This is a genomic window from Nocardia sp. NPDC003726 (assembly GCF_053586955.1).
In genome coordinates, this window is the sequence record NZ_JBSFNF010000010.1 from 246,785 (window position 1) to 260,105 (window position 13,321).

The following is a 13,321-nucleotide window of genomic DNA, read 5'->3' on the forward strand; positions in this document are numbered from 1 at the left end:
CCCACGCCGTCCATCATCGCGCTTGTTCCATCGGGACGTGGTACCCGTTCGCGTGCGCGTACGCGGTCAGCTGCGCGTCGTAGTTGCGCAGGCTGTCCAGCAGCCAGGTGTGCCCGGTGTCCTTGACGACCACGATCGGCCCGCGGCTGCCCGGCGGGAGCGTGGGCACGGAGCCGTCGAGGTACCAGGATGTGGTCGACCACGGGAAGATGAAGGCCCAGCCGATGTCGGCGACCCGGTGCGGCGGGCCGAGTTGGAGGGGATCGGCCGGGGTGGCATGCCGTGCGCTGTGCTCGGCGAGCAGATGCCGCGCGCTGTTGCGGGCCACGCGCACGTCCAGCGGTCCGGAGGCGGTGTCCGGAAACCGCAGGCTGGTCTCCGCCCCGGCGCACAGCCGTCGGCCCGCCGCCTCCGTCACCTGGCACGGTCTGCTCTGCAGGCGCAGGAAGACGCTGCGGGCGGTGTCGGAGTAGCGCAACCCGACGGTGGCGTCCTCCGTGCCGCCGACCAAGTGCGTCCCCCGGCTGCGTATCCATTCCGGCTCGTCGGGACGGATGCCGAGAATCCGGAAGGCGACGTGCGCGCCCGGCATGACCTCGGGCGGGGCCGATTGCCGCGCGACGAACTCGACGCCGAAGTTCTGCCCGGTGGCGTCGGTGGCCCGCCAGATCCGCAGCACGGACGCGGGCGCAGGCAGACCGTCGGTCAGCACGGGCCACCAGTCCGCCAGCAACACCGCCGCCCACGATTCGAAGTCGGCGGCTCTGGCCAGCGAGATGTCGATGTGCGGATCGGTCATGCTTGTCCCCCAGCGGGTCTCGCCTAGTCGGAGTATGCGCCTTCGCGCCTGGGAGAATGTGTGATTTCGCACACTGTTATCACACGGATGACATGAGTGTTCCGCGGATAACGGGCGGTAGCTGTCCCAGAAGGCCTGAATCGCGGCCGGGGAGCAGGCCACGGGCGCCGACGACAGCCGATCGCACCGGGCGTATCGTGCGATTCATGACCGGAATGGACCGCCCACGGCGGTTGCGCCGCACCCCCGCTCTGCGTCGTCTCGTGGCCGAAACAACACTGGAACCACGGCAATTGGTCCTGCCGATGTTCGTGGCCGACGGCCTGACGGAACCGCGTCCGATCGGCTCCATGCCCGGCGTGATGCAGCACTCGCTCGACTCGCTGCGCAAGACGGCTGTCGAGGCGGTCACGGCGGGTGTCGGCGGCATCATGCTCTTCGGCGTGCCACGCCCCGAGGACAAGGACGCGGTCGGCAGCGCGGCCAGCGATCCGCGCGGCATCCTCAACCGCGGCCTGCGCGCCCTCGCCGACGAGGTGGGCGGCTCGACCGTCGTCATGGCCGACACCTGTCTGGACGAGTTCACCGACCACGGGCACTGCGGCGTGCTCGCGGCCGACGGCGCGGTGGACAACGACGCGACGCTGGACCGCTACGTCGAGATGGCGCTCGCCCAGGCCGAAGCGGGCGCCGACCTGCTCGGCACCAGCGGCATGATGGACGGCCAGGTCGGCGCGATCCGGCGCGGGCTGGACGCGGCCGGGCGCGTCGACACCGGCATCCTGGCCTACTCCGCCAAGTACGCTTCCGCGTTCTACGGTCCGTTCCGTGAGGCCGTCGCTTCCTCGCTGGAAGGCGACCGGCGCACCTACCAGCAGGACCCGGCCAATCGCCGCGAGGCGCTGCGTGAACTGGAACTGGACCTGGCCGAGGGGGCCGACATCGTCATGGTCAAGCCGGCCATGGCGTATCTGGACATCCTGCGCGAGGTCGCCGATCACTCGACTGTCCCGGTCGCCGCCTACCAGATCTCCGGCGAGTACGCGATGATCAGCGCCGCCGCCGAACGCGGCTGGATCGACCGCCGCGGCGCCATCCTCGAGTCGCTGCTGAGCATTCGCCGGGCCGGCGCGGATTTCGTGCTCACCTACTGGGCGACCGAGGTCGCGAACTGGCTGTCGTGACGAATATGGCGGGACCGTTCGTCGCCGGCCCGGCCCGGCCCCCGATGCCGGAGGATGTCGGTACGGCGCGGCAGCTGTGGTGGGGTGTCGTCGGGTTCGGCGTGGTGCAGTTGACGGCCTCGATCGTCGCCGCGCTGGATCAGCGGCGCTCGTTCGCCGAAGAGGTCTTCGAGCAGGCCAGGGTGCAGGATCCGCAGGTCACGATGGCCAGCGCCGAACTGATGGTGTCGCTGGTCTACGTGGTCGTCGTGCTGATCGGGCTCGGTCTGTCCGCGCTCGCTCTGGTGATCGTGCACCAGTTCGGGCGCGGCAAACCGTGGGCGCGCACCGTGCTGACGGTGCTGGGCGCGTGGTCCGTGGTGATCGGCGTCGGCGCCCTGCTGGCCATCGACGCCGTGACCGGGACCGCCTCGCTCGTCGCGGGCGGCGCTTCCATCGTGCAGGCCGTGCTCGCGGCGGGCGCCATCTACCTGTCTCACCGGCCCGACGCCACCGCCTACTTCCAGCCGGGCAGGCGCTGAGGCTCCGATGCAACACGTTCCCAATTTGTCCGAGACAGTCCGGCATGTATGGTGAGGGTTGTCACAGTGGACGTGGGAACCGGTAGTCGTTTGCCATGCGTTGTCGTTCATTACGCGCGCGAACTCGGCAAATGGCTCCGGAGGATCGGAGGCATCGATGCGAGTGGTGATCCAGCAGCCGCACAGCATTCGTCGGGACCTGGCCGTCTTGAGCCTGCTGATTCTGTTCGCCGTGCTGACCGTCGCCGTGCTGTTGCTGCCCGGCCTGAGTCGCTGATTCCGCTCTTCGTCGTGCCGGCGCGCGCTGCCGTGGGGGCACCGGCGTGAGCGCCGAGGCCGTCTTGTTCACCGAGCCGGGCGCCCACTGGCGCGCCGTGGCCTACGGGCCGATCCTGTGCCTGGCCATTCTCTCTCTCGAACTCGTCACCGGTGGCGAGGTGCACTGGTTCGCCCTGCTGTTCTGCGCCGCGCTGATCGCCGGTTTCGTCGCGCTGCAAGTGGTCGCGGGCAAACGGCACGTCAGCGTGGAACTCACCACGGAGACGCTGCGCTCCGGCACCGAGTCGCTGCCGCTGGACTCGATCGCGGAGGTGCTCCCGGAACGGGACGAGGACTCCTGGGACGACGAGGAGTGGGAGTCGGCCAGGGCGCTCGGCGAGCTGACCGGCGTGCCGCGCCGCCGCACCGGCATCGGTCTGCGGCTGGCCGACGGCAGCCTGGTGCAGGCCTGGGCCCGTGATCACAAAGCGCTGCGCACGGCGCTGACCGAGGTCGTCCAGCGTGATCCGAACGGAGTGGACCGATGAGGCGCTGGCTGGTGGCGGTGCTCGTGGAAGTGGATCTGTTCGTGCTCGCGCTGGTCGGGGCGGTGTTCAGCGCGCGTGCGGGCGTGCGCACCACCGACTTCCCGCCCTCCGGCGACGCCCCTGGCTTCACCGCGGTCCGCTACGTCGCGCCGTGGTGGCTGTTGGCCACGGTGCTCGTCGCGGTGGCCGGCGTGCTCGCCATCGACGTCGTCGCCCGGCTCGCGCGCCGCCCGCTTGCCGCGGGAACCGCGCGCTGATCAGCGCCAACCCGCTTGCGGCCGTTTGATGCCGCGCGCCGAGGGAACGCTGATCACATGAAACCAACTGTCCAGCGAACACTTTTGGGTGCGGTGGCGGCCGGTGTGATCGGCGCGGCCGCTGCCGTACCAGCCACCGCGTCCGCCGAAACCGTTCCGCAAGAGCCTGTTCCGGTGACACCGGTTTTCCTGGCCACCCCACCCGCGCCGCTGCTGCACGCCCTACCGACGCCGTTGGCGTGCCTGGTGACGACCGGCTTCGCCGCGTTCTGCCTCGGCATCACGTAGCCACACATTGCCTGCGAACCCTCGCGGACGGCGCGACGACGGGTTACCGTGCTACCGCGCTCCGTTCGGCGCCCGACGCGGGCCGACCGCGCGCTTTGGTTGGAACGGCTCTGTGGCCGTTAGTATTTCGGCCGTAGTTGGAACGCGCGTCGATGAAGGAAAGTGTTTGATGAACCGGTTCGCCGTGAAGATCTGTGCCGCGTTTGCCGTGGCCGCCGCCCTCGGTTTCGCAGCCGCGCCCGCCGGCGCGACTCAGGGACTGCCACTGGAGGACGCGAACCCGGTCGACGCGCCGATCTTCGTGCCGGATTCCGGTTCCGCGGGCCCCTACAACGGGTTCATGTGCATGCTGCACACCATGTCGGCGCAGGTGCCCTGCATGTACGCCTGACCGCGCGCGTTCAGTTCCAGTGCTGGTAGATGTCCAGCACACGGCCACCGCGGGTGCCGGGGGCGTTCAGATACACGGTGACCGTCCCGTCCGGATGGCCCGCCGCCTCCAGCACCACCTGGCGCAGCGTGGCGTGCACCGCGCCGCGATCGTCGCGGTAGATGGCGGAATCGTTCTTCAGCCCCGCGCCGATCCGGTTGGGTGGGACGAACATGGTGACCACGGCGGGAATCGGCCCCCCGGCCAGCGCCGTGGTCGCCGCGTGGTCCAACGGGATGGCCAGCCGCGCCTCGTCGAGTTGATCGAGCGGCTGCGCGGCTGCGGACCCGGCGCCGAGTGCCATGGCGGCCCCGGCGACGACGGTGAGCACACCCACGCTGACGATGGCAATCCGCATGCAGACCCTCCCGAACGATGGACGAATGTGAGCTGAGACTACGCACCGGCAACCTCTCAGCGATCGAATTACGCGCGAACCCCACCTCGGCGTGTTGCCGGGCGGCTGCGGCCTGCATCACTGCACTACACCCTGTCGTCAAGCCGATTTTCCGGTGCTGAGAGACTGGAACTCGTGAGTTCTTCTCCGCGCGTGACCAGTGCAGCTGTGCCGGTTTCCGCACAGCTCTTCGACCGGGCGAGTTCGGTGATCCCGGGTGGCGTCAACTCTCCGGTGCGGGCATTCCGGTCCGTCGGCGGCACACCGCGATTCATCGCATCGGCCGACGGCTGCACACTCGTGGACGCCGACGGCAACGAGTACGTGGACCTGGTCTGCTCCTGGGGTCCGATGATCCTCGGCCACGCGCATCCGGCGGTCGTCGAGGCGGTGCGCACCGCGGCAGGCGGCGGCCTGTCCTTCGGCGCGCCGACCGAGGCCGAGATCGAACTCGCGGAGGAGATCGTGCGGCGGGTCGCGCCGGTGGAGCGCGTACGGCTGGTGAACTCCGGCACCGAGGCCACGATGAGCGCGGTCCGGCTGGCCCGCGGCTACACCGGGCGCACCAAGATCATCAAGTTCGCCGGTTGTTATCACGGCCACGTCGACGCGCTGCTCGCCGACGCGGGCTCCGGCGTCGCCACGCTCGGGCTGCCCACCTCGCCTGGAGTGACGGGCGCGCAGGCCGCCGACACCATCGTGCTGCCCTACAACGACCTCGACGCCGTCGCCGCGGCGTTCGCCGCGAATCCCGGGCAGATCGCCTGCGTGATCACCGAGGCGGCGGCGGGCAACATGGGCGCGGTCGCGCCGCTGCCCGGCTTCAACGCGGGCCTGCGCGCGCTCACCGCCGAGCACGGGGCGCTGCTCGTCATGGACGAGGTGATGACCGGTTTCCGGGTCAGCGCCGCCGGTTGGTTCGGCCGGGAAGGCGTCGCGGGCGATCTCTACACCTTCGGCAAGGTGATGAGCGGCGGCCTGCCCGCGGCCGCGTTCGGCGGTCGCGCGGAGATCATGAACCACCTCGCGCCGCTCGGTCCGGTCTATCAGGCGGGAACGCTGTCCGGTAACCCGGTCGCGGTGGCCGCGGGCCTCGCCACGCTGCGCGCGGCAGACGACGCGGTGTATGCCGCGCTCGACCGCAACGCGCAGCGTCTCGGCGAGCTGTTCACCTCGGCGCTCACCGACGCAGGGGTCGGGCACCAGGTCCAGTTCGCGGGCAATATGGTGAGCGTGTTCTTCGCCGAACGCCCGGTCACCGACTACGCCGCCGCCAAGGCGAGCGAGACCTGGCGCTACCCAGCGTTCTTCCACGCCCTGCTCGACGGTGGCGTGTACGCGCCGCCGAGCGCGTTCGAAGCGTGGTTCGTCTCCGCGGCGCTCGACGAGGACGCGTTCGACCGTATCGCTGCCGCCCTGCCCGCCGCCGCGCACGCGGCGGCGGCCGCCACCCCCGAAGGATCCCGCGCGTGACCTCCGACCTCGACCAGCCCGATGCCGACCGGCGGGAGCCGGCCAAGCCGTCCGCCGAGCCGGAGGCGACCGTGACGCACGGCGCGACCGCCGTCGCGCTCGATCCGGTCGCCGACGCGACCGTGATCGACGCCGGTGAGCAGTTCGCCGCCGCGAGCGCCGGGACACAGGCCGCTGACCTCGCTTCCGAGGGTTCGAGCCTGGTCGACGCGGGCGCTCATTTCGCCGCGGCCGCCGCGTCGTCGGACGCGCAGGTCGCCGCGGCGCGCAAAGGCGACACGCAGGCTTCGGACCAGACCGAGAGCGCCGGAACCGAGACCGAGCCCGCCGACGCGCGAACTCGCGCCGATCGGGTGCACGACGGCGGCACCGCGATCGAAACGATCGTGCACGTGCTGCGCCACGGTGAGGTGCACAACCCGAACGGCATCCTCTACGGCCGCCTGCCCGGCTTCAGCCTCTCGGTGACGGGGCGCGCGCAGGCCGCCGCGGTCGCGCGCACCCTGGCCGATCACGACATCGCCCTGGTCATCGCCTCGCCGCTGCAGCGAGCGCAGGAGACCGCCGAGCCGATCGCCGCGCAGCACGACGTCATCGTGCGCACCGACGAGAACCTCATCGAGGCGGGCAACACCTTCGAGGGCCTGCGCGTCTCGGTGGGCGACGGCGCGCTGCGCAAGCCGCGGCACTGGTGGAAGCTGCGCGACCCCTTCACCCCGTCCTGGGGCGAGCCGTATCTGCAGATCGCGCACCGCATGCTGGCGGCCGTGAACAAGGCCAGGGTCGAAGCGGCCGGACGGGAAGCGGTGCTGGTCTCCCATCAGCTACCGGTGTGGACGCTGCGGCGGTTCCTGCAGGGGCAGCGCCTCTGGCACGATCCGCGTCAGCGGCAGTGCTCGCTCGCGTCGCTGACCTCGCTGGTCTACCACGGCGACACCCTGGTCGACATCGTCTACTCCGAGCCAGCGGGCGGCTCCGACCCCTCGGTACACGGCGCATGACGCACCGCACCGCGTTCTTCCACCCGCCCTCGGCGCGCGCCGGGCGGGTGCTGCCGGTTCTGCTCGCGTGCGTGGCGCTGATCGCCGCGCTCGCGGGGTGTTCGACCGGTTCGGACGCGGTGGCCTCGGGCGGCACCTTCGAATTCGTCTCGCCCGGCGGCAAGACCGACATCCGCTACGACCCGCCCGCCGCGCGCGGCACCATCGGCAAGCTCTCCGGTCCCGACCTGATGACGGCGGGCAAGACCGCCTCGGTCGAGGACTACGCGGGCAAGGTCGTGGTACTCAACCTGTGGGGCCAGTGGTGCGGTCCGTGCCGCGCCGAAGCGCCCGCCCTGGAAAAGGTCTACGAAGCGACCAAGGACAAAGGCGTCGCCTTCCTCGGCATCAACGTCCGCGACCCGCAACAGGACAAGGCCCAAGATTTCGTGGTCGACAACAAGGTCGGCTACCCGTCCATCTACGACCCGTCGATGCGCACGCTCCTGGCGCTCGGCGGGAATTTCCCAACCAGTGTCATCCCGACCACGCTCGTCCTCGACCGGCAACACCGGGTCGCCGCGGTATTCCTGCGGTCCCTGCTCGCCGAGGATCTCCAGCCAGTAGTCGAAAGTATCGCCGCGGAGGAAGAACAGTGAATCGCGACCGTCGTACCCGCCACCTGCGTGCCTGCCGGCCACGGCAGGGCGCCCGACGTATCGGCGGCGGATGGGCCGTCGACGACAGGTGGGCGGGCATCGCCACCGTGCCGCGCAGCGTCGCGGCAGAGTCTTTGCTGGATTTCGCGGTGTTCGACGGCGAGGAACCCGCGGCCACCGAGCGGACCGTGGCGCCGCGCCGTGGCGCCGGACGATCGTCCGAGGACGCTGTGGAGGACTCGGTGTGACGCTCGCGCGCACCGCGCCGCGTACCGGGGAGGACCTGTGATGGTGCTCGCCGGAGTCGGTGATTCGTTCCAGCAGACGGCGGCCTCCGGGCCGCTGCTGCTGGCGCTCGGCGCGTGCCTGCTCGCGGGTCTGGTGTCGTTCGCCTCGCCGTGTGTGGTGCCCCTCGTGCCGGGGTACCTGTCCTACCTGGCCGGACTGGTCGGCGCGGAGGCGCCGCCCGCCACGGTGGCGGAGGCCGCCGGCACCCGCGTCGCGACCGCCGAGCGGCCGCTGCCCTCGGGACGGATGCGAGTCGCGGGTGCGGCCGGTTTGTTCGTCGCCGGTTTCACCGTGGTCTTCGTCCTCGCCACCGCGACCGTGTTCGGCGTCATCCAGACCCTCAACGTGAACCGGGAACTGCTGCAGCGCATCGGCGGTGTGGTGACGATCCTGATGGGCTTGGTCTTCATCGGCCTGGTGCCCGTGTTGCAGCGCGACACCCGGATGGAGCCGCGCAGGCTCACCAGCCTCATGGGCGCGCCGCTGCTGGGCGGGGTGTTCGCGCTGGGCTGGACGCCGTGTCTCGGTCCGACGCTGTCGGGCGTCATGGCGGTGGCCGCAGGGACCGACGGGACGACGGCGGTGCGCGGGGTCGCGCTGATCGTCGCGTACTGTCTCGGCCTCGGCCTGCCGTTCGTGGTGCTGGCGTTCGGGTCGGCGAGCGCGCTGCGGGGGGTCGGCTGGCTGCGCCGCAATTCCCGCACCATCCAGATCATCGGGGGCATGTTGCTCGTCGCGGTCGGCGCCGCGCTGGTCACCGGGGCGTGGGACCAGTTCGTCGCCTGGGTGCGCGACGCGTTCGTCTCCGAGGTGACCCTGCCGATATGACCGTGACCGACCATCCCACGATCGAAAGCCCCGAGCGTCCGCCGCGCCAATCCCTGATCGGACGGGCGTGGGCGTTCGCGCGCAACACCTGGCGCGGGCTCACCAGCATGCGCACCGCGCTGGTGCTGCTGTTCCTGCTGGCCTTGGCCGCGATCCCCGGCGCGCTGCTGCCGCAGCGCAACCTCAACGAGCAGAAGGTCGAGCAGTACATCGCCGACCGGCCGAGGCTCGGCCCGTGGATGGACCGCTTCGAGCTGTTCGACGTGTTCTCCAGTTTCTGGTTCACGGCCGTCTACGTGCTGCTGTTCATCTCCCTGGTCGGTTGCATCCTGCCGCGCACGCTCGACCACTACCGCGCGCTGCGCACGCCGCCGGTGCGGGCGCCGCGCAACCTGACCAGGCTGCCGCACCACTACACGGGTGCGGTCGAGCGGTCGCCGCAGGAGCAGATCGACCACGCCCGCGCCCAGCTGCGCGGCTGGCGCACCGAGGTACGCCCCGGTCCGCGTGAGGGTGAACTGGCGCTGTCGGCGGAGAAGGGCTACACCCGCGAACTCGGCAACCTCGTCTTCCATCTCGCGCTGGTCGGGCTGCTGATCGCCATCGCGGCGGGCAAGCTGTTCGGCTACGAGGGCAGCGTCATCGTGCTGGCGAACAACGGCCCCGGCTTCTGCACCACCTCGCCCGCGGTGTTCGACTCGTTCAAGGCGGGCAACGTCAACGACGGCACCGGCATGACGCCGGTGTGCGTGCGGGTGAAGGACTTCCAGGCCGATTACCTGACCAACGGGCAAGCGGAGATGTTCACCGCGAACCTCTCCTACCAGGCGGGCGACGACCTGCGGACGAACACCTGGCGCGACACCCGGGTGCAGGTCAACCATCCCCTCCGCGTCGCCGGTGACCGGCTCTACCTGCAAGGACACGGCTACGCGCCGACCTTCACGGTCACCTTCCCCAACGGTCAGACCCGCACCGAGTCCATCCAGTGGCGGCCCGACGACGCCTCGACGTTCCTGTCCAGCGGCGTGCTGCGGATCGACCCGCCCGGCGGGATGTACGCCAGCGACGAGGAGCGCCGCAAGAACCAGATCGCGATCGAAGGGCTGTTCGCCCCCACCGCGATGTTCCACGGATCGCTGCTAAGCTCGGCGTTCCCCGCGATGAACGATCCTGCGGTGGCGGTCGACATCTATCGCGGCGACACCGGCTTGGACACCGGTAAGCCGCAGTCGCTGTTCGCCCTCGACCCCGAGCAGGTCAAACAGGGCAGGCTGACCAAGGAGGCCAGGGTCAATCTGCGCCCCGGCGAGTCCACCACGCTGCCGAACGGCACGAAGGTGACCTTCGACGGCGCGCAGGAGTTCGTGAATCTGCAGGTCTCCCACGACCCCGCCCAGCAGTGGGTGCTGGTGAGCGCGCTGCTGATGATGGCGGGCCTGCTGGCCTCGCTGCTGATCAAGCGCAGGCGGATCTGGGTGCGGGTCTACCCGGCCGATGACGCAGCCGGTACCGTTGAACAACGACGCACTGTAGTAGAGATGGGCGGGCTCGCCAGGACCGACCAGGCGGGCTGGGGCGGCGAGTTCGACCGGCTGCGCGCGCGCCTGCTCGATGAGCACGCCGAGACCACGGGAGAGTGACGATGCCGATCGACGAGACCATCGCCAGGTACAGCGACTTCGCCTTCAAGACGGCGATCGTGGTGTACGCGCTGGTGCTGGTGCTGCTGATCTGGCAGTACGCGACGGCGCGCAGCCGTCAGGTCGCCGAGCGCGAACTCGTGACGGTGGGCGGCGGATCGACGCCGCAGGGACCGGGCCGGGTCGCCGAACCCGCGCGGCGGCCCCTGTCGGAGCGGCTGGGCAACATGGCGTTCTCGGTGCTCATGGTGGCCATCGCGCTGCACGTGGGCTCGATCGTGCTGCGCGGCTTCGCGACCCACCGCTTCCCGCTGGGCAACATGTACGAGTTCGTCACCATGGCGACGGCCGCCGCCGTGCTGGTCGGGATCGGGCTCCTGCGCGAGCAGCGCTACCGCGCCATGTGGGCGTTCCTGCTGGTCCCCGTGCTGATCCTGCTGTTCCTCGCCGGCACGGTGCTCTACGCCGACGCCGCGCCCGTTGTGCCCGCGTTGAAGTCGTTCTGGCTGCCGGTGCACGTCACCATCGTCAGCGTGGGCAGCGGCGTGTTCCTGTTCGCGGGCGTGGCGAGCATGCTGTTCCTCTACCGCCTGCGTCAGCCGGACGGCCAGGAGTCGGCCAACGTCCTGGGCGTCATCGCCCGCCGCCTCCCCGACGCCCGCACCCTGGACCGGCTCGCCTACAAGGCCACCATCATCGGCTTCCCCCTCTTCGGCGCGGGCGTCATCCTCGGCGCCATCTGGGCCGAAGCCGCCTGGGGCCGCTTCTGGGGCTGGGACCCGAAGGAAACCTGCTCCTTCATCGCCTGGGTCCTCTACGCCGCCTACCTCCACGCCCGCGCCACCTCCGGCTGGCGCGACACCAAGGCCGCCTGGATCAACATCGCCGCCTTCGTCGCGATGCTGTTCAACCTGTTCATCATCAACATGGTGATCAGCGGGTTGCATTCTTATGCTGGGCTGAACTGATAGGCATTGACCAGCGCATTCGTTCGTTCGGCGGGCTACTTGCCGGTCCTGTTCTAGCTCCGGTACGTAGTAGTGGCGAGCCGAGCCTCGAGTATGCCGCCAACCGTCGCCCGCGTCGCCTCGTCGGCATCAGGCCATAGGTGGGCGTAGTAGCGCAACGCCGTCGGCCAGTTGGAACTCCCCACCGGCGGCCCCTCAGTGGGGAGCTATCTGGCCGTCAAGCCAATCCCGCAGCAACACCTCGGTAGCAGCTGTATGAGGTGAAATGCCGTGCCGGTTCGGCTTGACCTCAACCTTTATCAAGGTTTGATTATCGAGGAATGAGCATTTTGTTCCACAACACCATGCGGATAACCGACGGTCATCTCGAACAGTTCAAGGTGGCCGTAGAGCGGGCGGTGGCGTTCGTCGCAGAGCATGGCCCGCAGCTGATGGTGCAGGTCTTTCTCGACGAAGACCGCGGGCTTGCACACAGTTTCCAGCTCTATCACGACTCGGAGGCAGTGCTCGCACACTGGAAGTTGTCCGATCCCTACATCCAGGATGTGATGGAGCACTGCACTATTCAGTCGTTCGAGACCTACGGCGAGATGTCCGACGAGGTGCTCGACGGGCTGCGTGCTGGACCCGTCGGCGAGGTGACGGTACGGCGAGCGCTCACCGGCTTCACTCGATTCCGACCGTCCGTACGGTAGCCACGAACCGCCCCTCGCACACCTAGGGCCTACAGCTGTAGCCCGGAGTTGCGTGCCACACCCCCTCGGCAACATCCGATGTTCGGCGGGATGCGGGCAGTGTGCCAGCGGCGGCAACTGGCCTCAACTCGCGAAACTCGCGGCTGAGGGGCGGTTGATGTCGGCATCAATCTGATCAGTTCACCCGAGGACTGGTGTCGTCGCCGTTGGCGAACGATTCCCCCGTCACCGCCCTCGCCACATTGGACCGCAAGCACTTCTCCATCGTCCGGTCCAAGGCGGGTCAGCTGCTGCTCGTGCCCTAGCTCCGTGCGTCCTGAGTCAGTGTCTGCCACACCATTTCGGCATGTTGCTTTCACCCGCCGAACGGCTGGACCTTCCCGAGTCGATGGCGTGGGAAGAATTGGTGCGACTCCCCAAGAGATCGCGGAGCAGATCGAGCTGTGGGACGGCCGAGTGGTGTGGGTAGGGCGCGAACCCGGCGAACGCCAGGTGTCCACACGTCGTCTGACGGACTCGCTCGAACGCTGTGTGCAAAAGTCGATGTCTGACGAGCCGGAGCACTGCTGGCGGGTCAGCTTCGAAACCAGCTTGTTCCTGGGGCCTACCGGGAAATCCGACTTCCTGACGCCGGACTTCCTCGTCTACCGCTGTCTCGAATCGCCGGATCAGGATGTGCGGGGAAGCGATGTCCTCCTGGTCGGGGAAGTTGTGTCCCCTTTGAATACGCAAACCGACATCGAAGCCAAGAAATGTCGCTACGCCAGCGCTGGCATCCCGTGGTACTGGGAGGTGACGCTGGCCCGTGAGGTCAGCGCGATCGCCGTCGTCCGTGCATACGGCCTCGACATCGGCCATGCGCGACTCCCGGACGGTGCACAGCCACTCCACTCCGCCAACTACATCGTCGCGGCAGAGTGGACCCACGAGAACTCGGCCAGTCTCGAATTCAGCCGTCCGTTCCCGATCGCCATCCCGTGGACCGAACTCGAATACTGACCAAGATCCCCTGACCTGACCCCGTGAGGTCGGTCCATCGACTGTGTGGGTCTTGCGGCCCACGTTGTGGGCGGGAAGGCTCGATGGCGATGACCACGAGGAAGAG

General features: G+C 69.2%; 16 protein-coding genes. 14 read left to right on the top strand and 2 right to left on the bottom strand.

Translation table 11 applies throughout. From position 1 onward, the window contains the following. Positions 1-13 precede the first annotated feature (13 nt). Complete coding sequence (locus ACWDMM_RS16620; RefSeq protein WP_449938160.1) at positions 14-799, bottom strand: hypothetical protein; 786 nt, start codon at positions 797-799, stop codon at positions 14-16. 206 nt (positions 800-1,005) lie between these two features. On the opposite strand from ACWDMM_RS16620, the gene hemB reads away from it, so the two are divergent. The 5 genes from hemB to ACWDMM_RS16645 all read left to right on the top strand — a co-directional run bounded on the left by hemB (position 1,006) and on the right by ACWDMM_RS16645 (position 4,246). Next, positions 1,006-1,983 (top strand): porphobilinogen synthase, encoded by a 978-nt coding sequence (hemB, locus tag ACWDMM_RS16625; RefSeq protein ID WP_449938163.1) that lies wholly within the window; start codon positions 1,006-1,008, stop codon positions 1,981-1,983. A 5-nt stretch (positions 1,984-1,988) separates the two neighbouring features. Next, positions 1,989-2,504, top strand: a complete 516-nt coding sequence (locus tag ACWDMM_RS16630) for a hypothetical protein (RefSeq protein ID WP_195083131.1) — start codon at positions 1,989-1,991, stop codon at positions 2,502-2,504. Positions 2,505-2,827: 323 nt separating this feature from the next. After that, positions 2,828-3,310, top strand: a complete 483-nt coding sequence (locus ACWDMM_RS16635) for a hypothetical protein (protein WP_357112682.1) — start codon at positions 2,828-2,830, stop codon at positions 3,308-3,310. Next, positions 3,307-3,567, top strand: coding sequence for a hypothetical protein (locus tag ACWDMM_RS16640; RefSeq protein WP_195083129.1), 261 nt, complete (start codon positions 3,307-3,309; stop codon positions 3,565-3,567). The genes ACWDMM_RS16635 and ACWDMM_RS16640 overlap by 4 nt, the downstream gene beginning before the upstream one ends. Before the next feature lie 457 nt (positions 3,568-4,024). Further along, positions 4,025-4,246, top strand: coding sequence for a hypothetical protein (locus ACWDMM_RS16645; RefSeq protein WP_195083128.1), 222 nt, complete (start codon positions 4,025-4,027; stop codon positions 4,244-4,246). 10 nt (positions 4,247-4,256) lie between these two features. Here ACWDMM_RS16645 and ACWDMM_RS16650 read toward each other — a convergent pair whose 3' ends face one another. Next, positions 4,257-4,643: a hypothetical protein gene (locus ACWDMM_RS16650; RefSeq protein ID WP_195083127.1), complete on the bottom strand. Its 387-nt coding sequence runs from the start codon at positions 4,641-4,643 to the stop codon at positions 4,257-4,259. Between the two features lie 192 nt (positions 4,644-4,835). Between ACWDMM_RS16650 and hemL the strand changes: the two genes are divergently transcribed. From hemL to ACWDMM_RS16695, 9 genes are all read left to right on the top strand, one after another. Continuing rightward, a complete protein-coding gene (gene hemL, locus ACWDMM_RS16655) occupies positions 4,836-6,155 on the top strand; it encodes a glutamate-1-semialdehyde 2,1-aminomutase (protein WP_449938169.1) in 1,320 nt (439 codons plus the stop codon). A gap of 353 nt (positions 6,156-6,508) precedes the next feature. Further along, entirely contained in the window at positions 6,509-7,156 is a 648-nt protein-coding gene (locus ACWDMM_RS16660) for a histidine phosphatase family protein (protein ID WP_195045987.1), read from the top strand. After that, complete coding sequence (locus tag ACWDMM_RS16665) at positions 7,153-7,794, top strand: TlpA disulfide reductase family protein (protein WP_357207476.1); 642 nt, start codon at positions 7,153-7,155, stop codon at positions 7,792-7,794. Before ACWDMM_RS16660 ends, ACWDMM_RS16665 begins: the two co-directional genes overlap by 4 nt. Further along, on the top strand, positions 7,791-8,042 hold the full coding sequence (locus ACWDMM_RS16670) for a hypothetical protein (RefSeq protein ID WP_195083124.1): 252 nt from the start codon (positions 7,791-7,793) through the stop codon (positions 8,040-8,042). Before ACWDMM_RS16665 ends, ACWDMM_RS16670 begins: the two co-directional genes overlap by 4 nt. Positions 8,043-8,082: 40 nt before the next feature. After that, positions 8,083-8,910, top strand: coding sequence for a cytochrome c biogenesis CcdA family protein (locus tag ACWDMM_RS16675; RefSeq protein ID WP_449938174.1), 828 nt, complete (start codon positions 8,083-8,085; stop codon positions 8,908-8,910). Continuing rightward, positions 8,907-10,553, top strand: coding sequence for a cytochrome c biogenesis protein ResB (gene resB / locus ACWDMM_RS16680; protein WP_357112696.1), 1,647 nt, complete (start codon positions 8,907-8,909; stop codon positions 10,551-10,553). Before ACWDMM_RS16675 ends, resB begins: the two co-directional genes overlap by 4 nt. A gap of 2 nt (positions 10,554-10,555) precedes the next feature. Further along, positions 10,556-11,521: a c-type cytochrome biogenesis protein CcsB gene (ccsB, locus tag ACWDMM_RS16685; RefSeq protein ID WP_449938177.1), complete on the top strand. Its 966-nt coding sequence runs from the start codon at positions 10,556-10,558 to the stop codon at positions 11,519-11,521. A gap of 320 nt (positions 11,522-11,841) precedes the next feature. Further along, positions 11,842-12,216 carry a hypothetical protein gene (locus tag ACWDMM_RS16690; protein ID WP_357207480.1) on the top strand — a complete coding sequence of 125 codons (375 nt, stop codon included), beginning with the start codon at positions 11,842-11,844 and terminating at the stop codon, positions 12,214-12,216. Between the two features lie 393 nt (positions 12,217-12,609). Continuing rightward, positions 12,610-13,215 (top strand): Uma2 family endonuclease, encoded by a 606-nt coding sequence (locus ACWDMM_RS16695; RefSeq protein WP_323124670.1) that lies wholly within the window; start codon positions 12,610-12,612, stop codon positions 13,213-13,215. The last annotated feature ends 106 nt before the right edge of the window (positions 13,216-13,321 follow it).

What these genes read in the sequence shown, in the direction of transcription:
- ACWDMM_RS16650 (WP_195083127.1), bottom strand. Translation starts at nt 4,643, where the DNA reads ATGCGGATTGCCATCGTCAGCGTGGGTGTGCTCACCGTCGTCGCCGGG.
- ACWDMM_RS16620 (WP_449938160.1), bottom strand. Translation starts at nt 799, where the DNA reads ATGACCGATCCGCACATCGACATCTCGCTGGCCAGAGCCGCCGACTTC.
- ccsB (WP_449938177.1), top strand. Translation starts at nt 10,556, where the DNA reads ATGCCGATCGACGAGACCATCGCCAGGTACAGCGACTTCGCCTTCAAG.
- ACWDMM_RS16690 (WP_357207480.1), top strand. Translation starts at nt 11,842, where the DNA reads ATGAGCATTTTGTTCCACAACACCATGCGGATAACCGACGGTCATCTC.
- ACWDMM_RS16665 (WP_357207476.1), top strand. Translation starts at nt 7,153, where the DNA reads ATGACGCACCGCACCGCGTTCTTCCACCCGCCCTCGGCGCGCGCCGGG.
- ACWDMM_RS16675 (WP_449938174.1), top strand. Translation starts at nt 8,083, where the DNA reads ATGGTGCTCGCCGGAGTCGGTGATTCGTTCCAGCAGACGGCGGCCTCC.
- ACWDMM_RS16640 (WP_195083129.1), top strand. Translation starts at nt 3,307, where the DNA reads ATGAGGCGCTGGCTGGTGGCGGTGCTCGTGGAAGTGGATCTGTTCGTG.
- hemB (WP_449938163.1), top strand. Translation starts at nt 1,006, where the DNA reads ATGACCGGAATGGACCGCCCACGGCGGTTGCGCCGCACCCCCGCTCTG.
- ACWDMM_RS16630 (WP_195083131.1), top strand. Translation starts at nt 1,989, where the DNA reads ATGGCGGGACCGTTCGTCGCCGGCCCGGCCCGGCCCCCGATGCCGGAG.
- resB (WP_357112696.1), top strand. Translation starts at nt 8,907, where the DNA reads ATGACCGTGACCGACCATCCCACGATCGAAAGCCCCGAGCGTCCGCCG.
- ACWDMM_RS16645 (WP_195083128.1), top strand. Translation starts at nt 4,025, where the DNA reads ATGAACCGGTTCGCCGTGAAGATCTGTGCCGCGTTTGCCGTGGCCGCC.